A 23,529-nucleotide genomic window follows, 5' to 3' on the forward strand; every position below is an offset into this window, starting at 1 on the left:
GCGGGAGTAGTATCGGCAACGAGGTTCAGGGCCCGTTGTCGAGGACGGTAACCTGGATCGTGAGGGGGTGAAGCCGTCAGCAGATCCGTACGGCCCACGATTTCCGAGACGTTTCGGTGTCGAGACCCCGATCGACGGATTTGGTTCGACACCGATCGATCACGGGGTCGACCACCGCACCTTCGTATCGTTTAAGCGTGCGGTGCCAGTGAGTCGATGTATGAGCGACGAGAGCCAGGAACTCGGAATCACCGAGTCGAAATCGCACAAACCCGGCGAGTGGTACGCCGAAGTCGTCCAGAAGGCCAACCTCGCGGACTACGCCCCGATGGGCGGCTTCATCGTCACGAAACCGCGCGGCTACGCCCTCTGGGAGGCCATTCAGGACGCCCTCGATGGCTGGTTCAAAGAGACCGGCGTCGACAACGTCTACTTCCCGCTGTTCATCCCGGAGAGCTTCTTAGAGCGCGAGAAGGACATCGTCGAAGGCTTCGACCCCGAAGTCGCGTGGGTGACCCACGGCGGCCACGAGGAACTCGAGGAGCGACTCGCCGTCCGGCCGACCAGCGAGTCGATCATCGCGCCCTTCATGGCCGACTGGACCCGCAGCCACCGCGACCTGCCGCTGCGGCTCAACCAGTGGTGCTCGGTCGTTCGTTGGGAAGCCACCGAGACGAAGCCGTTCTTCCGAACGAAGGAGTTCATGTGGCAGGAGGGCCACACCGCCCACGCCGACAACGAGGGGGCCTGGGAGGAGGTCTGGACCCGACTGGGCCAGTACGAACGCGTCTACGAGGACGTGCTCGCGATTCCGGTGATGCGAGGAAAGAAGCCCGAACACGACAAGTTCCCCGGGGCCGACACGACGACGACCGTCGAGGCACTGATGCCCGACGGCAAGTCCGTCCAGGGCGGGACGAGCCACAACTTGGGCCAGAGCTTCGCCGAGGCGTTCGACATCACCTTCTCGGGCGAGGACGAGGAGGATCGAACCGCCTACACGACCTCCTGGGGGCTCTCGTGGCGGGCGATCGGGGCGCTCATCATGACCCACTCCGACGATCAGGGCCTCGTGCTCCCGCCGACGGTCGCGCCGACGCAGGTCGCCATCGTCCCCATCTGGCAGGAGGACACGAAGGAGGACGTGCTCGAGTACTCCGAAGAAATCGCCGAGGAGCTCGAAGATGCCGGCTTCCGCGTCGAACTCGACGACCGGGACGAGCGCAATCCCGGCTTCAAGTTCAACGAACACGAACTCAACGGCGTCCCCCTCCGGCTGGAGATCGGCCCCTACGAGGTCGAAGACGAGGAAGTGACGCTCGTCCACCGCCCGGACAACGAGGAGGCAGTCGAGGATCGAGACGAGATCGTCGACGCCGTCGACGAGCATCTGGACGAAATCTTCGACAAACTGTACGATGCGGCCGAGGAGAACCTCGAGGAGAACGTTCGCGAAGCCTACAGTCCCGAGGAGATCCTCGGCACGATCGGCAAACACGGCGGCTACGTGAAGACGTCGTGGTGCGGCGACGAGGCCTGCGAGGAGGCCATCAAGGAGAAGATCGCGGCCGAGATCGTCATGCAGCCACTCGAGGACGAGGGCGGGAAGACGGCCGGGGAGGTTCCTGAGCCCGAGCACGACGAGTGTGGCGTCTGTGGCGAACCCGCGGACGAAATCGCGTACTTCGCGAAGTCGTACTAACGCGCGGCCCACCTCACCGGTCCGTTTCGATTTCGTCGCGAATCAGTCCGATTCACCGTCGTTCGTGGCCGTGTACGTGTTCCGACGCGGGAATTCGACCGGAAGTTTGTGTACGTTTATCACACTCAAACCTAACTCTTTAACCCAATACTGCTTACGGCTGGCGGGAAATAGCACAGATGTGGTGTTCACTCTGGTGGGTGAGCACTACGTGCCTCTGACACTTCTGCCCTGATCGGGCAGTTCATTCGTTCCCCGCTACTCGATGTCTTCGACGCCACTCGAGACGAACGGCTGGCAGCGACATCGCTCACACTTGCGACACGCAGCGAGCAGTCGCTACGGATATGAGCACTGATAGACCTTATATCCCATTATATGTGTGTATAATACACTTAGTCATTATGGGACAGCCTCTTATAGCAGTTTTTGCTACGAGAGTGTATGCCACAGCCACAGATAGCGTCATCCACCGAGCGTTCGAAGGGGCTTGCAGACCCCACGGACGAACGGTCGAACTGCGGCGTCGGCGTCGTCATGGACCTCGATGGGGATGGGGGACACGATGTCGTCGCCGACGGATTGGAACTTCTCAAAAATCTCGAGCACCGCGGGACTACCGGCGCGGAGAAAAACACCGGCGACGGTGCGGGCATCATGCTCCAGACGCCCGATTCGTTTTTCGATAGCGTTCTCGAAGCCGACCTTCCGGACACCTACGCCGTTGGTTCGCTCTTTTTCCCACAGGAGGAGGCGGCACGCACGGAACTCGTCTCGATCGTCGAGGAGGCCTTCGAGACGTACGACCTCGAAGCCCTCGAGTGGCGCGACGTGCCGACGAACAACGCGGATCTCGGCGCCACGGCCGTCGATTCCGAACCCGACGTCTGGCAGGTCGTCGTCACGCCCGAGGACGATATCGACGACGAGACGTTCGACCGACGGCTCTACGTCGCGCGACGCGCACTCGAGAACGCCGTCGAGGACGCCGACGTCGAGAACGCGGAGCGCTTCTACGTTTGTTCGCTCGACTCTGACACGATCGTCTACAAGGGCCTGCTCAAGGGGGTGCAGGTTCCGTCTTACTACGAGGATCTGACCGACGAACGCATCGAGTCTACCTTCGCCATGGTCCACGAGCGGTTCTCCACGAACACGCTCGGCGCCTGGCATCTCGCTCATCCGTACCGAAACATCATCCACAACGGCGAGTTCAACACCATTCAGGGCAACATCAACTGGATGCGCGCCCGCGAGACCGACATCGAGAGCGAGGTGCTCGAGGATCTCGAGGCGGTCAAACCGATCATCGACGATCCCGACCAGTCCGACACCGCGAGCGTCGACAACGCGCTCGAACTGCTCATGCAGGACGGCCGGGATCTCGAGCACGCCCTGCGGATGCTCGTCCCTGAGGCCTGGCGCGGCGACGACGCGATGGATCAGGACCGCAAGGACTGGTACGACTTCCACGCCTCGCTCGTCGAGCCCTGGGACGGCCCCGCACTCGTGGCTGCAACCGACGGCGAACGCGTCGGCGCCGTCCTCGACCGTAACGGCTTGCGCCCCTGTCGCTACGACGTCACCAAGGACAACCGACTGATCGTCGCCAGCGAATCCGGCGCGCTCGAGCCCGACCCCGACGAGATCGAAGAGCGAGGTCGACTCCAGCCCGGCCAGCTGTTCCTCGCCGATCCGAACGAGGGCCGCGTCATTCCCGACGACGAAGTCTTCGAGGACCTCACCGACGACCGCTACGGCGAGTGGGTCGAGGCCGAACAGGTATCTCTCGACGATATCCGAACCGCCGGCGACAGTTCGCCGCGCCAGCCCGTCGACGGCCTGCGCGACCAGCAGGCCGCCTTCGGCTACACCCACGACGAACTCGAGAACATGATCGAGCCGATGACCCAGAAGGGGAAAGACCCCGTCGGCTCGATGGGCGACGACACGCCGCTGTCCGTCCTCACCGAGTTCAACCGCCCGCTGTTCTCCTACTTCAAGCAGCTGTTCGCACAGGTCACCAACCCGCCGCTGGACTACATCCGCGAGGAGCTTGTGACCTCGATGGAGAGCCGACTGGGCTACCAGCGCAACCTGCTCACTGAGTCCCCCGAACACGCCCGCCAACTCGTCCTCGACTCGCCGATTCTCACCGACGCTGAACTCGAGTCGATCCGCGACTGTGACGCGAACGGAATCACGGCTGCCACGATCGATATCACCTACGAGCCGACGAGCGAGGAACCCGGCGACGACCTCGAGGCGGCGATCGAACGTGTTCGGCAAGAGAGCGTCGAAGCTATCGAAGCGGGCCACGAGATCCTCGTCCTCTCGGATCGCAGCGTCGACGCGGATCGAGCGGCGATCCCGAGCCTGCTCGCGACCGGCGGCGTCCACCACCACCTCGTGCGCAACGGCCTGCGCAACCACGTCGGGCTCGTCGTCGAGTCCGCCGATCCGCGCACGGTCCACCACTTCGCGACGCTCGTCGGCTACGGCGCCGGCGCGGTCAACCCGTACCTCGCCTACCAGACGATCGAGGACATCACCGCCGGCCCCGATGGCGCGGACACCGAGGTCGCCATCGACGCCTACGTCGGCGCCGTCGAGGACGGCCTCCTGAAGATCATGGCTAAGATGGGTATCTCGACGGTCGAGAGCTACCAGGGCGCCCAGATCTTCGAGGCTGTCGGGCTCGATAGCGATCTCGTCGCAGAGTACTTCGAGGGAACCGAGAACCGAACCGAAGGCATCGGACTCGCCGAGATCGAAGCGGACGTTCGCGAACGCCACGAGGCCGCCTTCGGCGAGGAGGAGTCCAAACTCGACCGACAGGGCGAGTTCGAACACCGCTCGGACGGGATCTACCACCAGTGGAACCCACAGACCGTCGGCGCGCTCCAGCAATCCGTCCGCTCGAACGACTACGAGCGCTACCAGGAGTTCGCCGAGTTGATCAACGACCAACAGCAGAACCTCCAGACGCTCCGGGGGCTGCTCGAGTTCGACTCGGACCGCGATCCGGTGCCGATCGAGAACGTCGAGCCGATCAAGGACATCGTTCAGCGCTTCTCCACCGCAGCGATGAGCCTCGGCAGCCTCTCGCCGGAGGCCCACGAGAACAACTCGATCGCGATGAACCGCATCGGGGGCAAGAGTAATTCGGGCGAGGGCGGCGAGCCGCCGGAACGGTTCGACACCGAACGCGAGTGTAACGTCAAGCAGGTCGCCAGTGGCCGCTTCGGCGTCACCTCGACGTATCTCTCGAGCGCCGACGAACTGCAGATTAAGATGGCCCAAGGGAGCAAGCCCGGTGAAGGTGGCCACCTGCCCGGCGAGAAGGTCAACGAGATGATCGCCCACGTCCGCAAGTCCACTCCCGGTGTGGGGCTTATCTCCCCGCCGCCGCTGCACGACATCTACTCCATCGAGGACCTCAAGCAGCTGATCTTCGACCTCAAGGCAGCCAACGAGCAGGCGGACATCAACGTCAAACTCGTCTCCGAAGCCGGCATCGGCACGGTTGCCGCCGGCGTCGCGAAGGCAAACGCCGACGTGGTCCATATCTCGGGTCACTCCGGCGGGACGGGTGCCTCGCCGCGCACCTCGATCAAGAGCGCCGGCCTCCCCTGGGAACTCGGCCTCGCCGAGGCTAACCAGATGCTCTGTCAGACCGGGCTGCGCGACCGCATCCGCGTCTCCGCGGACGGTGGCATGAAAACCGGCCGCGACGTCGCCGTCGCCGCCTTACTCGGCGCCGAGGAGTACATCTTCGGGACCGCCTCGCTCGTCACCGGGGGCTGCGTGATGGCCCGGCAGTGTCACAAGAACACCTGCCCCGTCGGCGTCGCCACCCAGCGCGAGGACCTGCGCAAGCGCTTCCCCGGCGAGCCCGAACACGTCATCAACTACATGACGTTCATCGCCCAGGAACTGCGCGAAATCATGGCCGAACTCGGCTTCGAGACGATCGACGAGATGATCGGCCAGGTCGACGTCTTGGAGCAGCGGACCGACGTCGACCACCCGAAGGCACGTAACGTCGATCTCTCGGACGTCATCGCGGACCCCGGCAGCGACGTCCGCCGAAAGATCCGCGAGCAGGATCACGAACTCGAGGAGCAACTCGACCGCGATCTCATCGAGGCCGCGGCCGACGCCATCGAGGACCAGGAGCCGGTCACGCTCGCGGCCGACGTCTCGAACGTCGATCGCACCGTCGGGGCGATGCTCTCGAACCGCATCACCAGCCGCTACGGCGAGCCCGGTCTCCCCGAGGATACCATCACGGCCGATCTCGAGGGAACCGCCGGCCAGAGCTTCGGCGCGTTCCTCGCGAGCGGCGTCTCGATGCACTTAGACGGCAGCGCCAACGACTACGTCGGCAAGGGGCTCTCCGGCGGGAAGATCACGATCCGCACGCCGGAGACGGCGACCTACGATCCGACCGAGAACATCTCGATCGGCAACGTCGCCCTCTACGGCGCGACCGACGGTCAGCTGTACGTCAACGGCGTCGCCGGCGAGCGCTTCGCCGTCCGCAACTCCGGCGCCAAAGCCGTCGTCGAAGGCGTCGGCGACCACGGCTGTGAGTACATGACCGGCGGTGTCGTCGCCGTCCTCGGCGAGACGGGGAAGAACTTCGCGGCCGGGATGTCCGGCGGCGTCGCCTACGTCTACGACCCCGACGACGAGTTCGAAGCGAAGGCCAACACCGGAATGGTCTCGCTCCACGACGAACTCGAGGAGAAAGACGAGGAGATGCTGCGCCGACTCGTCGAGAACCACGTCGCGTACACCGGTTCCGAGCGGGGCGAACTCCTCCTCGAGAACTGGGAGCGCGCGCTCGAGGCCTTCGTGAAGGTCATGCCGGAGGCCTACTACGAGGCGATCACCGAGCAGGGATCGGACGACGTCCGCAGTGAGCTGCCGGGAACGCCCGAGGCGACCGTCGAAGCCGAGTCGGCGAACTACGCCGCGAGCGACGACTGATCGGCTGGTTCATCCATTTTGACTGCTTTCGGTTCGGTTCGTTACTCGCGTCCCAGCGTGTGAAACTCGTCGTTGGGTCGCATTCCGGCGAACATCGCGAGCCGATTGCTCAGGTTGTAGAAGGCCGTGACGGCCGCGATATCCCAGAGCGCCTCCTCGCTGAAGCCGGCCTCACGCAGGGCCTCGAGGTCGTCTTCCTCGACTTCCGTCGGCCGTTCGGTGAGTTTGACGGCGACGTCGAGCATCGTTCGGTGGGCGTCGTTGATGTCCGCGGTCCGATAGTTCGCCACAAGTTGGTCGGCCAACAGCGGATCGTCGGCGTAGATCCGGACGAGCGCGCCGTGGGCGACGTTGCAGTAGTAGCAGTGGTTGACTCCCGAGACGGCGACGACGATCATCTCGATCTCCTCGCGCTCGAGCGCGGTGTCATCGACCAGCGCGTCGTGGTAGTCGAAGAACGCCCGGAAGTGGGAGGGTTTGTACGCCATCGCGGCGAAGACGTTCGGCGTGAATCCCGCCCGCTCGGTCTCGTCTTCGATGCGCTCGCGGAGGTCGTCGGGAAGGTCCTCGAGGTCGGGGACGGGGAACCGACCCATCGCGTCGTCGTTTAGCGTCGGATCGTCAGCACTGTCGTGTTCGGTCATAGCTACCACTTCACGGTAGTGGGTCATAACTCGTGGTGGGTGGCCGCGATCGACGACGCTCGGTCTACTCGCTCTCGAACGTGCCGCCCTCGGCTACAGCGGCGTCGCGGACCGTTTCGAGTCCGGGTGCGGCGAGCAGGTGGGCCGAACAGTCGCAGTCGGAGGCACCGAAGTCCGCGACCGGTTCCCCCGGGAGCGTCGCGGCCAGTTCGCACTCGCGGTCGGCGTCGGGGAACGTCATCGCGGTTTCGAGGGTCGTCTCGGCGTAGCCGAGCAGGTAATCGATGTGCCAGTGCCGTGCGTTGCGCTCACCTGCAGCGAGTTCTCGATGTCGATCGACGCGAGCGAATCCGCCGGGACCGAACGCACTGCCGACGTAGGCGTAGGTCCCGGCGTCGAACTCGATCTGGCCCAGCGCGCCGACTTCGATCGTCGTCGCTCGAGCGAGGTCGAGGACGAGAACGTAGGTGCCGCCCATAGCGGACGGACGGCCACGACGACAAAAACGAACTCGATTTGTGCCCGACGTGATCGCGACCCGACGCCGTCGACCGCTGGACCTTTCAGCCACAGCGACGAGGCTCAGACATGGACACGGCACTCGTCATCGGCGGCACGCGCTTTATCGGTCGGCATCTCGTCGACGACCTGCTCGAGCACGGCTACGACGTCACGATACTCAATCGCGGGAATCACGAGAATCCGTTCGAGGGCGACGACCGGGTCGAACGCGTCGAAGGCGATCGAACGAACGACTCGGTGCTCGAGACGGCCGCGAGCACGGTCGACCCCGACGCCGTCTTCGACTGCGTCGCTTACTACCCGAAGGACGTCCACGCGGCCACCGGCATCTTCGCGGACTGCGAGGCGTACGTCTACATCTCGAGCGGCGCGGCCTACGGCTCCGAGGAGATCCCGAAACGCGAGGGCGTGACGCCGCTCGAGCCCTGTACGTCCGAGCAGGCCGTCGACGACGCCTACGAGACGTACGGCAATCGAAAAGCGGCGGGCGACCGTGCGGTCGTCGCAGCCGCAGACGAGGGGATCAGGGCGATGAGCGTCCGTCCCTGTATCGTCTACGGCCCCCACGATTACACCGAGCGACTCGACTGGTGGATCGACCGGGTGAACCGGTTCGACCGCGTCGTCGTCCCGGGCGACGGGACCAACGTCTGGCACCGCGCGTACGTCGAAGACGTCGCGAGCGCGCTGCGGATCGTCGCCGAAGCGGGGACGGCCGGCGAGGCGTACAACGTCGGCGACCGACGGCTGGTGACGCTCGCAGAGATGATCGACCTGATCGCGGAGAAACTAGCAACGGATGTCGAAGTCGTCACCGCCGGTGCTCGCGAACTCGCGGCGGGCGACATCGCTCCCGAGGACTACCTCCTCTACCGGGAGTACCCCCACGTCCTCTCGACGGCGAAACTCGCCGCGCTCGGCTGGGAGTCGACGCCGCTCGAGGAGGCGATGGAACGGGCGGTCGACTCCCACCTCGAGAGCGACCGCGACGGCAGCGAACACGGGCCGGACCGGGAGGCCGAAGAACGGGTGCTGGGCATTTTGGATACCTTTTGAATCGCGGCGCTCGAGGGCGCGTCAGAGTCGACCGGATCGGTCCTTCAGTTCCGGCGGGCGATGGCGAGTCCGGCGACGGCGGCCACGAGGTTCAACGCGCCGATGAGGACGAACGCCAGCGTGTACTCCCCCGTCGCGTCGCGAACGTGGCCGGTGATCGCGGGGAGGGAGAGCGCGGCGACGTTCCCGACGGCGACGACGAACGCGACCGCCGTTCCGTCGCGACTCGAGGCCGTCGACGCCGTCTTGAATATCGCCCCGAACGGAAGCGAGACGGCCGCGAGCGCCACGATCGGGAGGACGACGAGAACGAGTCCGTCGCCGACGAGCACGGCGAACAGGCTCGCCGCACCGACGGTCGCTGCGCCGGCGATCACCCGACCGTCCGGGAGGCCGGGGCGGAGCACCGCGATGCCGCCGCCTAACCGACCGAGCGAGGCGATTCCGAGAGCGACCGCGCTTATCGGTCCGGCGATTCCGAGATCGCCGAAGTACGCCGCCACGAACGTCGAGAGGGTGACGTACGCACCCAGCGTCGCGAAGTTGCAAGCCGCCGCCAGGAGGACGACCGGCGAGCGCAGGATCTCGAGGGTAGAGACTGTCTCCCCGCCGTCGGAGCGCTGCTGTGTCCCCGTGGGCTTCGAATCGGGGCGGGTTCGATCGGCACGATTCCGGTCGATCCAGAGCACCAGCAGGGCCGGGAGCGCGACGACCGCGCCCGCGGCGTGGACGCCGACCCAGCCGGTGACTCCGACGAGCGTCGGCGTCACGAGGAATCCGACCGCCCCGCCGCCGGTGAACATGCCGCCGTTGAGCCCTTGGTGCCACGTCGCCTGCGGTCCCTCGTAGACCCTGGAGATGTGGGTCGCACACACGGTCACCCCGAGTCCGCCGGCCAGGCCCCAGAGGCCGCGAAGGGCGAGTAGCGTCGAAAACGAGGACGTGAAGTCCATGACCAGCGCGAGCGCGATGTTGGCTGAGACGACCGTGAGGAGGATGGTAATCGTTTCCCGTCCGTCGACGAGCCGACCGCCCAACGGCTGGACGATGACGAACGCGGCGAGCGCCGCGCTCATCAGCAGTCCGACCGCGGTGTAGCCGACGCCGAACCGATCGACGACCGCGCCGGGAACCGACGCGTACGAGAAGAGGACGTAGCCGACGCTGAACGCCGCGAGGTGCGGTCCGTACCTGATGCCGGTGCCCTGAATCGCCATCCGAGTTGCCGTTCGCTCGGACGAACAGGGCACCCAAATACGTCACTATTCCCGACGGGACGGTCTTTCCGGGCTTGGTGCTCGGGCCGACGAGAACGATTTTATGTGTTCCCTTCCGTGGTCAGCAATATGTTCGAGAAATCGACGTGGATTCGCTTGCCGCGAAACGTCGTCGTCGGCCACGGCGTCATCGATCAGGTGGTCGACGTCATCGACGACCTGCACCTCCAGGGCCGGCCGCTGTTCGTGACCAGTCCGACGCCGCGCGAGGTCGCCGCGGACCCCATCGCCGCCGATTTCGAGGCCGCGGGGATCGACCCCGCGATCGTCACCGTCGAGGAGGCGACGTTCGACGCCGTCGAGGACGTGATCGAGATCGCCGACGCGGAGGAGGTCTCCTACCTCGTCGGCATCGGCGGCGGGAAGGCCATTGACATCGCCAAGATGGCGAGTCACCACCTCGAGATGGGCTTTCTCTCGGTTCCGACGGCGGCCAGCCACGACGGCGTCATCAGCAACCGCGGCTCCGTTCCGGACGGCGACACCCGCCACAGCGTCGCGGCCGAACCGCCGCTCGCGGTCATCGCTGACACCGAAGTGTTGGCGCAGGCACCCTGGGAGCTGACGACCGCCGGCTGTGCCGACATCATCTCGAACTACACCGCGGTGATGGACTGGCGGCTCGCGAATCGGCTGAAGAACGTCGAGTACTCCGAGTACGCGGCCGCACTTTCCGAGATGACCGCCGAGATTCTGGTCGACAACGCGGATCTCGTCCGGCCCGGCCTCGAGGAGTCGGCCTGGATCGTCAGCAAGGCGCTCATGTCCTCGGGCGTCGCGATGAGCATCGCCGACTCCTCGCGACCCGCGAGCGGGGCCGAGCACCTTTTCTCGCACCAACTCGACCGACTGGCACCCGGCGCAGCGCTCCACGGCCATCAGGTCGGCGTCGGCTCGATCATGACGGCCTACCTCCACGGGGGCGAGAAGGGGATCTGGCGCGATATCAGGGACGCCCTCGACAGCATCGACGCGCCGACGACCGCCGACGAACTCGGCATCGACGACGAGACCGTCCTCGAGTCGCTGACGACCTGCCACGTGATCCGCGACCGCTACACGATTCTGGGCGACGGGATGGACGAGCGGGCCGCCCGCGAGGTCGCGACGGTGACTGGCGTCATCGACTGATTCTGAGATACGGACCGGTCGGCAACAGCGACGTTCTCACACCCAGGCGCGTTCCGTTCCCGCGACCGTGAGGTAGACGGCCCCGAGGCCCCCGACGCCGAGGTGGAGCCAGTAGGTCGTCAGCCGGTAGAGGATCGCTCCTGCAGTGGCGGCGTCGCCAGCGATTCCTGCGGTCGCGACGAGCAGACTCGCGAGCACGACTTCGATACCGCCGGTGCCGCCGGGGAGCGGGATAATCCCGCCGAACGAGGCGAGGGGCGCACACAGCAGCGCCAGCGCGAGCGGTGCGTCGACACCGAGGGCGAGCAGGCAGAAGTAGAGGGGAAGTGCGTTGGCGACCCAGCCCGCGACCGCGATACCGGCAGCGGCCGTAAGCGTCCGCCGAGAGGCCTGAATCGTCTCGAGCGTCTCGAAGAAGCCGTCGATCCGTCCCGTGAGGGTTCCGTCGATGTCCGGCACTCGGGGGAGCTTCCCGACGATGGTTTCGACTCGAACGGCGAACTCGAGGGAGGCTGTCCGCGCGAGCCCGCGATTGAAGACGACGACGAGCGCGCCTGTCGCGAGGAGTCCGCTGCCGCCGACGATGGCGACGGTCGTGTCGGCCGTGTCGATAGCTCCGGCGGCGCTCGTGAGCGCGAGGAGTCCGACGGCGGCGACGACGAGGCTGGCAGCGAGGTTGAACCCCTCCGCGACGGCGACGACCGCGAGGTTGTCTTCGAACTCCGAGTCGGAGTTCGCGGCGAGCAGGTAGGCCATGATCGGCGTCCCGGTCGAACGACCCCACGGCAGCGCACTCCGGGCGAAGTAGCCCGAGAGGAACGCCGTGAGGAACCCACCGCCGCGTGCGGAGCCGTCGACGGGGTGGAGGAGCCGCTTGACGAGCGCGCCTCGAAGGGCCAACATGGCGAGACCGGTGCCGGCGGCCGCGGCGAGCATCGCGGGGTGGGCGCCTCGAGCGTGCTCGAGGACGTCCTTCCAGCCGACGCCGTAGACGAAGAGTGCGACTACGGCGACGGCGATGACGAGTCCGGCCACCGCTCGCAGGCGGCGCATACGGGCCGTACAGTGAGCGGACGGGTTAACGACTCTGAATCGGTAAGGCTGGCCGTTTGTTGAATTGTATACCAGTTGGTTGCAGAAATATAACAATTGTTCCGCGTTCGGTCACAATCTCGTGACCGCTTCCGCCGGTCGAGCACGGACACCTCACCGGCCGAACGTGGCCCTTCGCTGGTCGAACGCGGACTCATCGGCGGCCGAGTGTGATCCCGTCATCGGTCGACCGCGGATCCGGGCCCTCCTCGTCTTTGTTGCCGTCTCGAGGGCCGCGAATCGACCGGCCGTCCTGCACCGACCCAAACAGTTATCGCCACCATCGTGGCCAGTGTCTTGTGGTAGCAATGCTCCAAGGAACCGTCGGGGTACTCGAGGAGGTACCGACGGCGGGAGAGACGGACTCCTCTACGTCGGCGCGCTGCTGAAGATCGTCCGCGGTAGCGACTTGCCGGCCACTCTCATCGCGATCAAGCAACTCAATACAATGCCCGAGACACCACGACTCGACGCGTACCACTTCGACGAGACCGAGTGGGACGACTACGATCACCTGCGCGAGGAATTCGAGTGGAAGGTACCGGATCGGTTCAACATGGCTGCGTACGTCTGCGATCGGTGGGCGACGACGGACCCCGTCGACGGCGGCGAGAGCGGCGACGAACGTGTAGCCCTCTACACCGAAACGGCGGCCGGCGAGCGCGAACAGTACACCTACGAGGAGTTCCACGAGGTAACGAACCGGCTGGCGAACTGCCTCGCCGACGCCGGCATCGAGCGCGGCGACCGAATCGGCGTCAACGCACCGCAGACGGCGGAGACGGTGTTCACGCACGTCGCCGCCTGGAAACTCGGCGCCGTCTCGATCCCGCTGTCGACCCTGTTCGGCCCCGACGCGATTTCGTATCGCCTCGACGACAGCGAGTCGCGCCTTTGCGTCGTCGACGAGTCCAACGTCGACGCGGTTCGCGAAGCCGCCGATGAGGTTCCCTCGCTCGAGCGGATTTTGACGGTCGGCGACGTTGATACTGCGGGAGGGGGTGATGGGGCCGTCGACGCAGAGACCGACTTTTGGGAGGCACTCGAGGGCTGCTCGAGCGAGTTCGACACCGTCGACACCGAGGCTGAAGAGGACGCGATCATCATGTACACCAGCGGAACGACCGGCGAGCCGAAGGGCGTTCGCCACGCCCACCGGATGCTGCTCGGCCACCTGCCGCTGTTTCTGACGACGTTCTGCAACCTCGAACTGGCCGACGACGACGTCTACTACACGCCCGCGGAGTGGGCGTGGATCGCCTCGCTGTTCGACGTCGTCGTGCCGGGACTGTACTACGGGAAGCCGATCGTCGCCTACGACGGCGGCCAGTTCGATCCCGAGGTCGCGTTCGAGATTCTCGAGCGCTACGACGTCACGAACTTCTTCGCGCCGCCGACGGCGTTACGAATGATGATGCAGACCGAGGAGCCGAGCGAGCGGTACGATATCGACTCGGTCCGGGTGATTCCGAGCGGCGGCGAGTCACTGGGTCAGAGCATCGTCGACTGGGCCGAGGAGACGTTCGACGGCGCGGCGGTCCACGAGGGGTACGGCCAGACCGAGGCGAACCTCCTCGTCGGCGACTGCACGGCCCTCGCCGAGTTCCGGGAGGGGAAGATGGGACTCGCTGCGCCGGGTCACGACGTCCGGATCGTCGACACCGAGACGGCGGAGCCGACCGTCGAGACGGGCGAGATCGGCGAGATCGCGGTCAGGTACGAGGGGAATCCGGTCTGTTTCAAGGAGTATCTCAACAAGCCCGAGCGCACAGAGCGGAAGGTTCGCAACGGTTGGCTGCTCACGGAGGACCTCGGAACGGTCGACGAGGACGGCTACTTCACGTTCAAGAGCCGCAAGGACGACGTGATCATCAGCGCGGGCTACCGCATCGGTCCCGAGGAGATCGAGGAGAGCCTGGCCGGCCACGAGGCCGTCGCCGACGCCGCCGTGATCGGGGTCCCGGACGACGAGCGCGGTGAAGTTCCGAAGGCGTACGTCGTCACCGCGGCTGGAACCGATCTCGCGGACGCCGAGGGGGACGACGGGACCGACTCAGATTCGCTCGAGGACACCTTACAGGAGCACGTCAGAACCCGACTCGCCCAGTACGAGTACCCCCGCGAGATCGAGTTCGTCGAGGAACTGCCGAAGACGGCGACCGGCAAGGTTCGACGGGCCGATCTTCGCGAGGCGGAGGATTGAAACAGGACTCCGAAACGATGGCCGCGACGATCAGACGTGCTCGTCGAGGAACGCCGCGATCGCGGAGTAGGCCTCGATGCGGTTCTCGAGTTTCGAGAAGCCGTGCCCTTCGTCGTCGAAGATCAATTTTCGGACGGGAACGCCCTGTGATTCGGCCTTCTCGGCGATCTGTTCGGCCTCGCCGACGGGGACTCGCGGGTCGTTCGCACCGTGGAGGACGAACAGCGGCGCGTCGATATGCTCGATGTTATTCGTCGGCGAAATCTCCGCTAAGAACTCGCGGTCCTCGGCGAGGCTGCCGTACTCGGCCTCGCGGAGTTCGCGCCGCCAGTCGCCGGTGTTCTCGAGGAACGTGACGAAGTTGGCGATGCCGACGATGTCGATGCCGGCGGCCCAGAGATCGGGGTACTCGGTCAGCGCAGCGAGGACCATGAAGCCGCCGTAGGAGCCGCCTTTGGCGACGATTCGGTCGGGGTCGACGGCCGGATTGTCCTGCAGCCACTTCACGCAGGCCTCGATGTCGGCGACCGAGTCCATCCGCTTCTCGACGTCGTCCAGGGCCGCGTAGTCGGCCCCGTAGCCCGCCGAGCCGCGGACGTTGGGTTCGAAGTAGGCGTAGCCGCGATCGGTAAAGTACTGTTTGACGCTCGAGAACGACGGCCGGCGCTGGCTCTCGGGACCGCCGTGGATGTCGACGATGACGGGGACGCCGTCGCCCTCGTGAGTCCCATCAGCGTAGCCGTCGGGAAGCGTAAAGAAGCCGGGGATCTCGAGCCCATCGAAGCTCTCGACGTGGACGAGTTCGGACTCGTCGAACGTCTCGCGGGGGATACCTGCCGTCGGCGCGCTCGTCCATCGCTCGGTCTCGCCGGTCTCGAGATCGACCACGAAGACGTTCGTGTTGACCGTATCGCCGGTGGTCGACAGCGCGAAGCGCTCGGCGTCGGGATCGAAGCTCACGCCGCCGGAGATCCCGCCCGGAAGGTCGGGTTCGGAGAAGGTCTCGAACGCGGTGGGATCGTCGGCATCGAACTCGCCGACGGTGAGGTCGGTGTACCCCTCCACATTCCGGGAGAAGACGAACCGCCCCGTCTCGTCGTCCAGCGCGATGCCGCCGACGTTCCAGCCGTCGCCATCCGCGACGGTTTCGAGCTCTCTGCGCTCGAGATCGAGGTAGCCCAGATAGAGCGTGTCCGCGCTCCCCTCGTCCGTCGCGAGGTAGATGCCCTCGCCGTCCGGCGCCCAACTGGCGCTCTGATACCGGACATCGCCCTCGTGAGGTGTGAGGTGCTCGAGCGTGGGGTCATCCTCCTCGAGGTCGAGCACGTAGAGGTCCTGGTCGAAGTTGGAGTACGCCTGCGAGACGAGGAGCCGAGAGTCGTCGGGACTCCAACCCGATAGCGAGAGCCAGCCGTCGCCCTCGTAGACGAGCGTCGCGTCGTCTCCGGTCTCGTCGCGCTGTTGGACGTACAGGTCGAAAACCGACTCGTCGCGGCGGTTCGAGGCGAACGCGAACCGCTCGCCGTCGTGGCTCCAACCGCCCCAGCGGTGTTTGGCGTCGGGTTTCGCGGTCAGGTTCACGATTTCGCCAGTTTCGGCGTCGAGTTTGAAGAGTTGAGCCCGCTCGTTGCCGCCCTCGTCCATTCCGAAGATCAGCTCCGGCCGCTCCGGCGACCAGGAGGCGAACGACACCTGTTCGTCGTAGAACGTTCGCTGTTCGGGCCAGGACTGGGCCTCCTCGAGCGTCCAGATCTGTGCGGTGCCGGTCGTGTTCATCAGAAACGAGAGCCGGTCTCCGTCGGGGCCGAACGACGTGCCGTACGCGCTTCGGATGTTGAGATAGCGTTCGATCTCGTAGCTGTCCATACCACAGCCTCTCGACTCGGCGCGGTAGTGGTTTTGGTTGCGGAACGTCCATCACAACCGCGAAAGACAGAACGAAGAGATAGTCTCTCCCAGCCTACACTCAAAATGACAGAACTATTATGGTCGGAATACCAGCCTAATCCACCCTTACACCGTCTCTCGATTGCGGCGGCTGAATCCGGTATTCTGGATTGTCAGGCCATATTTGACGCGCTCGAGTCTCCGAACCGTGTGTCAGTGTGTGTCACGAGATGGTTTGCTACGCGTAACAAAACACCTCGGGACGAGTAGTTTCGGGCAATGCAAGATACGGGTGAAGACGGCGATGACGGACATAGCGTCGCCTCGAGCGCGGCCGTCCTCGTGACGGTGCTGGTCGTGCTCGTCGCGTTCGGCGTAACCCTGGCCGTCGTCGGCACCGGACTCTCGCCTGGAGAGACGACGCCAGCTAACGACACCGAGACGCCGACGAATCTCACCGAAGAGCACAACGAGCCGGTCGATCTCGGTGAGGAACTCGGCGGTAACGAATCGAACGAGAGCGACGATCCGGACGACTTCGGTGACGAGGGTAACGCCACGGACGAGGACGAGAACGGCGACGACACGGCCAATGGTGACGACGCCGAGGACGACGAGGGAAATGAGAGCGAGGGGGTGGACGATGACGCAACCGACGACGAGGGAAATGAGAGCGAGGATACCGAGTCGGAGGACGATGACATAGACGAGGGGAGCGATGCGGACGACACGAACGAGAGCGACGACGATATCGGAAACGGGAACGATGCGACCGACGACGACGAAGACGACACCGAAGCTGATGACGACGATGGCATCGTCGATCGGATTACCGGCTTTTTCAGCGATATGCTCAACTTCGGCGACGATAACTAACTGATCGACGACGACCGACGCTTTCGGTGACGCTCGTCGATTCACAAATCCCACCGATGCGGTACCTTCCACACCGTTGAGCGTCTCTCTTGGATTCGGGGACGCGGGTAATACGAAATGTGTCGCCAGTGCAACAATAGAAACAGCCGGATCACCGCTCGAGCACTAGTTATCCTTTCTGTGAGCCGAATTCGGCGTTTGAGCGGTTCAATATCCACCTCTCGAAACCTCGTTCGCGACGTAACAGTTCGAAACCGAAGGTTGTCGACAATTCATTTCCGACATCTACGCATAATATGATCGCGCCCTGGATAGAGACAAACGCCCGCTGAACAGCTTGCTGTCTGCTTGTCATAACAAAGGTGGGTTCTCGCATGTGTTCTCACCGTACGAAGTCATGAGAGACACGAGTACGAAACAGAACGGACGGATAGCGGGGCCGAAATCGACACGAATCTTGGGCGTTATCTTGCTCACTTTTCTGGTCGCGGTCGGTCTGACGGTCGCGAGCGTAGGCGGTGTCGCGACCGCACAGGAATCGACACACGACTCACTGGCCATCGAGGGCGAGTGCGTAGACGACGCGGGCGTCGTGACGATTACGAATCCGAACGACGAACCAGTCGAAACGAACGTCACCTGGGACGGAGCACAGTCCACGATTCAGGTGACCTCCGAAAGCGGAACACAAACGGGCGACGCGGTCGATCGAGTGCTCGCGACTCAACTCGAGCCCGAGTCGCTGAACGTGACGCTTCCGGCGGACGAAACCGTCACGATCAGCGGACTCGCGGACGGCACCTACGAGTTCTCGGCGGTTATCGACGGGAAGGAGCTGACTCTCGACGAGAGTGAGCTGACGCTCGAATGTGCCACCGATCACGCCGACAAGCCGTCGACGACTGATACGACCACGGACGGTGCGACGACGACTGTCACGACGACCGAGAAAACTGACGACGATCGAGACGACAAACCTGACGAGCTAACAGACGAGCAAGACGACAAGAAGGACGACGACAAGAAGGACGGCGAAGTAGCCGACAAAGACGACGATAAGAAGGACGACGACAAGAAGGACGACGACAAGAAGGACGACGACAAGAAGGACGACGACAAGAAAGACGGTGAAATAGCTGACAAAGACGACGACAAGAAGGACGGTGAAGTAGCCGACAAAGACGACGATAAGAAGGACGGCGATAAGAAGGACGACGACAAGAAGGACGGTGAAGTAGCCGACAAAGACGACGACAAGAAGGACGACGACAAGAAGGACGACGACAAGAAGGACGATGACAAGAAAGACGGTGAAATAGCTGACAAAGACGACGACAAGAAGGACGACGACAAGAAGGACGACGACAAGAAGGACGGTGAAGTAGCTGACAAAGACGACGATAAGAAGGACGACGATAAGAAGGACGACGACAAGAAAGACGACGACAAGAAAGACGGTGAAGTAGCCGACAAAGACGACGATAAGAAGGACGACGATAAGAAGGACGACGACAAGAAGGACGGCGAAGTAGCTGACAAAGACGACGACAAGAAGGACGACGAGGGCGCTGACAACGACGGTGATGACAAGTAACCGTCGACTGACTACACACTAAGACCTCGAGTCCAACGCTGCGCCCTAGTTTCGGGCGTCAGCTTCCCATCGAAGCGTCGGTCCGAACGCCAACTGGCCGAAAGAAGTGACTTTTTATCCCGGCGCTACGTTCCGCGCCACATGCGCATTGCGTTCGTCTCGATCGACACGGTACACCACCGCGAAACCGAGACGAACCAGCGGTTCCAGACGATTCTCGAGGTGCTTCGCGATCACGGCCACGACGTCCACTGCTTTTGTGCCGGATTCTGGGACGACGAGTCGCCGACGCTCGAGCGAGACGAGATTACGTACCACGCGGTGACGGACGACGTCGACGCACGCCGGTCGTTCTGCCTGCGACTGCCGTTCGATCTGGCGGCCGCGGGAGCCGATATCGTTCACGCGAATGCACAGCCCCCGACGGCGGTTCTCGCGGCCAATTGGGGGGCGACGCTCGCCAGGGCTCCGTTGCTCGTCGAGTGGTACGGCGACGGCGGCGTCGACGACGACCGATGGACGCGGCGAGCGACGAAACGCGGCGACCGGCTTGTCACCCCGTCGGAACTCGTCGCCACGTGGGTTCGCGAGCGCGGGGCCGACGGCGACGACGTCGAGACCGTTCCGAACCCGATCGACGTCGACCGCATTCAGTCGGTGACGCCGGCGGATCGAGTCGACGTGGTCTACGCCCGCCGACTCGACGAGGGGGCGAACCTCGAGAGTCTCCTGCTCGGACTGGCGGAGCTTCGCGGCCGGGACTGGTCGACGACCGTCGTCGGCGACGGTCCCGAACGAGCGGCGTACGAACGCCTCGCGAGCGACCTTCGGATCGAAGACCGGATCACGTTCGTCGGCGACCTGTCGCTCGAGGAGCGCATCGCGGTCTACCGCGGCGCGCACGTCTTCGCCCAGACGGCCGAACACTGCGTGTTCCCGACGGAGATGTGCTGGGCGCTGGCGTCGGGCTGTGTCGGCATCGTCGAGTACCACGCCGACTCGAGTGCCCACGAACTCGTCGAGGGCTGGGACCGAGGGTTCCGGACGACGAGCGAGGAGGAGCTGGCCGACGCGATACTCGAGGCCGGCGACCTCGAGTATCGCGAGTTCGACGACCGGTTCGCCGACTACGACGAGTCGGTGGTCGCCGATCGATACCTCGAGCAGTACCGGACGCTTCAGGACGAGCACGGACTGCTGTAGCCCGATCTCTCAGCACGTTCTGCATCGGATCGCCGTTCGTACAGAGATACCTATATGTTCGTTCGCGAGCAGAACCGGGTATGGACGACGAGTGTGAGTTCTGCCGGATCGCCGCCGGTGACCGACCGGCGCACGTACTCTACGAGGACGACCGAACGATCGCGTTTCTCGACGCCAACCCGGCCGTGAGGGGCCACAGTCTCGTCGTCCCCCGCGTCCACGAACCGGAGTTACTGGCGGTCGACGACGCAACGTCGACGGCCGTCTTCGAGTCGGTTCGAACCGTCGCGAACGCGCTCGAGGCGGTGCTCGACCCCGACGGCTTCAGCGTCTTCCACACCAGCGGTCCGCTGGTCGGGACCGTCGATCACGCACACGTTCACCTCCTGCCGCGGACCGGAGACGACGACGTGTCGCTCTCGCTGTCGCGAGATCGACTCGAGTCCGACGACGCGTCGACGCTGGCGACTCGCGTGCGAGAGTCGGTGTGACGGCGACGTCGCTCGTCGTTGGGGTGCCGTTTCTGGAGGACGGTGTGGCCGTCGCTGGAGTGACGCGACGGCGGTCGACCAATTACAGATCGAACTTCGACGCCGCGGTCTCCATGTCCTTGTCGCCGCGCCCGGAGAGGTTCACGAGGATCGTGTCGTGGTCGCCGTCCTCGGCAAGTTGGATCGCCCGCGCGATGGCGTGGCTGGACTCGAGGGCCGGAATAATGCCTTCCGTCTCGCTCAACTCGCGGAACGCGGCGAGCGCTTCCTCGTCCGTAATACCGGTGTACTCACAGCGGCCCACAGCACGGAACATGGCGTGTTCGGGGCCGACGCCGGGGTAGTCGAGGCCGGCGGAGACGGAGTGCACCTCGACGTCGTCGTCGATCACTCGCGTACGCATGCCGTGGATGACGTCGTCTCGCCCCTTCGCGAGCGGGGCCGCGTGTCGGCTCGAGTCACTCCCTTCGCCGCCGCCCTCGGCGCCGTAGAAGTCCACCGGGTCCTCGCGGAAGGCGTGGAAGAGCCCGATGGCGTTCGAGCCGCCGCCGACGCAGGCGACCGCGGCGTCGGGCAGGTCGCCCGTGCGCTCCTGGAACTGCTCGCGGGCCTCGCGGCCGATGACGCTCTGAAAGTCCCGAACCATCCGCGGGAACGGGTCCGGTCCGACGACGCTGCCCACGAGGTAGTGGGTGTCGTCGACGTTCTGTGCGAAATCCTCGAGCGCGGCGTCGACGGCGTCGGCGAGTCCCTCGTTCCCGCGCGTAACCTCGTTGACCTCGGCGCCCATCAGCCGCATTCGGAAGACGTTCATCTCCTGGCGGGCGACGTCTTTCGCGCCCATGTAGATCTCCGTCTCGAGCCCCAGCAGCGCACCGACCATCGCTGTTGCGGTCCCGTGCTGGCCGGCACCCGTCTCGGCGATGAGCCGCTCCCGGCCGGCGTGTTTCGCGAGCAGCGCCTGTCCGAGACAGTTGTTGATCTTGTGCGCGCCGCCGTGGAGCAGATCCTCGCGCTTGAGGTAGATTTCGGCGCCGTAGCGCTCGCTCAGATTTCCAGCGTGATACAGCGGGGTCGGTCGGCCGGCGAACGTCTTCAGTAAGTCGTCCAGTTCCGCCTGGAACGCGTCGCTCTCGGCGACGTCGTCGTAGGCCGCCGCGAGTTGTTCGAGCGGTTCCTGCAGTGGCTCCGGGACGTGTCGTCCGCCGTAGCCCTCGAATGCGCCGTCAGACATACGTCGAGAGTGGAACGCCGGTGGCAAATACGTTCTGTACGATCGGGACGACAATCGGCGTCTCCTGCCGGCTTCAGCCTTATCCGACCGTTCGTGGAAGGAGCGACCTGAATCAGCCATGTCTCCAGCGAGCCCCGACGCGAGCCGACGAGCGACCGAGGTGACGGCGGCGTGAGAATCTCGAGCCTGCTTGCGGGCGAGCGCTCGACGCCGCCCGCGCTGCCGAACTTCGATTCGACGACGGTGTTCGTCCGGGCGGCGGCCAGCTACCTCCGCGGGGAGGAGTTCCCGGGCCTCGGGATGATCCACCCCAAACTGACGCCGGTCGGGGCACAACTGAATCACCTGCCACGGAAAGCGCGAACCGGGATCTACACCCGGGGTGGCGCGAACGAGGGCGTCTCGCCCGACGACCTCGGCGACGTCGACGTGGAGGCGTTCCGGGAGTGGGTCGTCGACCAGTACCCCGAGAAGGGCTACCCCGCGGTCGTCGTCGGCTCGAGCAACGGCGCGGCGGTCTACCTCGCCGCCATGCTCGGTGTCCCCTACCTGCCCCAGACGTTCCTCGTCCCCGTTCGTCGGGACGTGGACCCCGACGCGATCCGCGAGGACGTTCAGTGGGGGATCGACCACGCCGAACCGTTCCTCGAGGCGAACCCCGACGTCTCCGTCCACCAGATGCACGATCCGAACCAGGATCGGCTGATGGTCCAGAAGCTGGCCTACTTCAGGACGAAATCCCGCACACTGGGCGACGCCTACGAGGAGTTCATCGACACCGTGCTCTCTTCGGACGGGGCGATCATCTCGCTCGAGTGCGAGTACGACTGGCCGAAGATCGAACTGGGCGACCGCCACAGCTTCCAGGTCGGTGGTCTCGGCGGTCTCTCGCCCGAAGAGTACTACGAAGGCAGCGAGCAAGTCGCAAACTTCCTCGCACGACAGGACGCCGGCATCCGCGAGTGGGACGTCCCCGAGACCGACGGCCGAATGCCCGAAGCGGAGTGGGGGTTCGATACGGCGCTTCGGGAAGATCTCGAGCGAGTCGCGGACGAGCAGGGGTACGACCTGCGTCGGCTCTCGTTCGACGACCCGCGGGAGCTGAGCCCGTTCGTCGCGGACTGGTACCGGGAGCGCTACGCCGAGCGGGACCGGCCGGTCGAACGCCTGTTGGTCCAGTCGTTCGCGCTGGTCGAACCGTGGTGGACCATCCGAACCGGCTCGATACCCTACTGGGCCGCGTTCAACACCGAATCCGACGCCGACTTTCTGGAGGCGTATCTCGAGAACACTGACCCCTACGACGAGGTTCGAGCGACGCTGTTCGGCCACGGCGTCGAGTCGGCCGGACTGGCATCGACGGATCGCTGGCTGGAGGTCCTCGCGAACGCGCGGGAGGACTACGGGTTCGTCGGCGTCGACACCGACGAGTTCCCCTACGACATCGAGACGCACGTCCGCTACCACCGCGACTTACCCGAAGAGATCGAGGATCGACACGCGCATCTGCCGCCGCTGTCGTTCGATCGGTTCGACTCGATTACGAGCGATATCGCGGACGAGTACGCGATCGAGTGGAAGGAAATTTGAGCTCCGAGGCGGACGAAAGCGAGGGGCGGGAG

Annotated in this window: 16 protein-coding genes; 10 read left to right on the forward strand and 6 right to left on the reverse strand. The window is 64.8% G+C overall.

Annotated features, from left to right (window positions below; all coding sequences use genetic code 11):
* The first annotated feature begins 220 nt into the window (after positions 1-220).
* Both proS and gltB read left to right on the forward strand, forming a co-directional pair.
* Complete coding sequence (gene proS, locus BLT08_RS00635; RefSeq protein WP_090302876.1) at positions 221-1,702, forward strand: proline--tRNA ligase; 1,482 nt, start codon at positions 221-223, stop codon at positions 1,700-1,702.
* A 444-nt stretch (positions 1,703-2,146) separates the two neighbouring features.
* Positions 2,147-6,697 carry a glutamate synthase large subunit gene (gltB, locus tag BLT08_RS00640; RefSeq protein WP_175529203.1) on the forward strand — a complete coding sequence of 1,517 codons (4,551 nt, stop codon included), beginning with the start codon at positions 2,147-2,149 and terminating at the stop codon, positions 6,695-6,697.
* A gap of 41 nt (positions 6,698-6,738) precedes the next feature.
* Here the strand turns inward: gltB and BLT08_RS00645 are convergent, their stop codons facing one another.
* Positions 6,739-7,341 carry a peroxidase-related enzyme gene (locus BLT08_RS00645; RefSeq protein ID WP_090302877.1) on the reverse strand — a complete coding sequence of 201 codons (603 nt, stop codon included), beginning with the start codon at positions 7,339-7,341 and terminating at the stop codon, positions 6,739-6,741.
* A 64-nt stretch (positions 7,342-7,405) separates the two neighbouring features.
* Positions 7,406-7,819: a GIY-YIG nuclease family protein gene (locus BLT08_RS00650; protein ID WP_090302878.1), complete on the reverse strand. Its 414-nt coding sequence runs from the start codon at positions 7,817-7,819 to the stop codon at positions 7,406-7,408.
* 110 nt (positions 7,820-7,929) lie between these two features.
* Between BLT08_RS00650 and BLT08_RS00655 the strand changes: the two genes are divergently transcribed.
* On the forward strand, positions 7,930-8,919 hold the full coding sequence (locus BLT08_RS00655; RefSeq protein WP_090302879.1) for an NAD-dependent epimerase/dehydratase family protein: 990 nt from the start codon (positions 7,930-7,932) through the stop codon (positions 8,917-8,919).
* Positions 8,920-8,963: 44 nt separating this feature from the next.
* Here the strand turns inward: BLT08_RS00655 and BLT08_RS00660 are convergent, their stop codons facing one another.
* Complete coding sequence (locus BLT08_RS00660) at positions 8,964-10,169, reverse strand: MFS transporter (RefSeq protein ID WP_245724122.1); 1,206 nt, start codon at positions 10,167-10,169, stop codon at positions 8,964-8,966.
* A 96-nt stretch (positions 10,170-10,265) separates the two neighbouring features.
* Between BLT08_RS00660 and BLT08_RS00665 the strand changes: the two genes are divergently transcribed.
* Positions 10,266-11,327, forward strand: coding sequence for an NAD(P)-dependent glycerol-1-phosphate dehydrogenase (locus tag BLT08_RS00665; RefSeq protein ID WP_090302881.1), 1,062 nt, complete (start codon positions 10,266-10,268; stop codon positions 11,325-11,327).
* A gap of 36 nt (positions 11,328-11,363) precedes the next feature.
* Here the strand turns inward: BLT08_RS00665 and BLT08_RS00670 are convergent, their stop codons facing one another.
* Complete coding sequence (locus tag BLT08_RS00670) at positions 11,364-12,380, reverse strand: lysylphosphatidylglycerol synthase transmembrane domain-containing protein (RefSeq protein ID WP_175529204.1); 1,017 nt, start codon at positions 12,378-12,380, stop codon at positions 11,364-11,366.
* A gap of 487 nt (positions 12,381-12,867) precedes the next feature.
* Between BLT08_RS00670 and BLT08_RS00675 the strand changes: the two genes are divergently transcribed.
* A complete protein-coding gene (locus BLT08_RS00675) occupies positions 12,868-14,622 on the forward strand; it encodes an acetate--CoA ligase (RefSeq protein WP_090302882.1) in 1,755 nt (584 codons plus the stop codon).
* Between the two features lie 30 nt (positions 14,623-14,652).
* On the opposite strand, the gene BLT08_RS00680 is transcribed toward BLT08_RS00675, so the two are convergent.
* On the reverse strand, positions 14,653-16,488 hold the full coding sequence (locus tag BLT08_RS00680) for a S9 family peptidase (RefSeq protein ID WP_090302883.1): 1,836 nt from the start codon (positions 16,486-16,488) through the stop codon (positions 14,653-14,655).
* A gap of 300 nt (positions 16,489-16,788) precedes the next feature.
* Between BLT08_RS00680 and BLT08_RS00685 the strand changes: the two genes are divergently transcribed.
* From BLT08_RS00685 to BLT08_RS00700, 4 genes are all read left to right on the forward strand, one after another.
* A complete protein-coding gene (locus BLT08_RS00685; protein WP_090302884.1) occupies positions 16,789-17,385 on the forward strand; it encodes a hypothetical protein in 597 nt (198 codons plus the stop codon).
* A 397-nt stretch (positions 17,386-17,782) separates the two neighbouring features.
* Positions 17,783-18,979, forward strand: coding sequence for a hypothetical protein (locus BLT08_RS00690; protein ID WP_090302885.1), 1,197 nt, complete (start codon positions 17,783-17,785; stop codon positions 18,977-18,979).
* 141 nt (positions 18,980-19,120) lie between these two features.
* Positions 19,121-20,182 carry a glycosyltransferase family 4 protein gene (locus tag BLT08_RS00695; protein ID WP_090302886.1) on the forward strand — a complete coding sequence of 354 codons (1,062 nt, stop codon included), beginning with the start codon at positions 19,121-19,123 and terminating at the stop codon, positions 20,180-20,182.
* 80 nt (positions 20,183-20,262) lie between these two features.
* A complete protein-coding gene (locus tag BLT08_RS00700; protein WP_090302887.1) occupies positions 20,263-20,673 on the forward strand; it encodes an HIT family protein in 411 nt (136 codons plus the stop codon).
* Positions 20,674-20,755: 82 nt separating this feature from the next.
* Here BLT08_RS00700 and trpB read toward each other — a convergent pair whose 3' ends face one another.
* Positions 20,756-21,907, reverse strand: coding sequence for a tryptophan synthase subunit beta (gene trpB, locus BLT08_RS00705; protein ID WP_090302888.1), 1,152 nt, complete (start codon positions 21,905-21,907; stop codon positions 20,756-20,758).
* 171 nt (positions 21,908-22,078) lie between these two features.
* On the opposite strand from trpB, the gene BLT08_RS00710 reads away from it, so the two are divergent.
* Positions 22,079-23,497, forward strand: coding sequence for a hypothetical protein (locus BLT08_RS00710; protein ID WP_090302889.1), 1,419 nt, complete (start codon positions 22,079-22,081; stop codon positions 23,495-23,497).
* Positions 23,498-23,529 lie beyond the last annotated feature (32 nt).

The organism is Natronorubrum texcoconense, assembly GCF_900100335.1.
Taxonomy (GTDB): Archaea; Halobacteriota; Halobacteria; order Halobacteriales; family Natrialbaceae; genus Natronorubrum; species Natronorubrum texcoconense.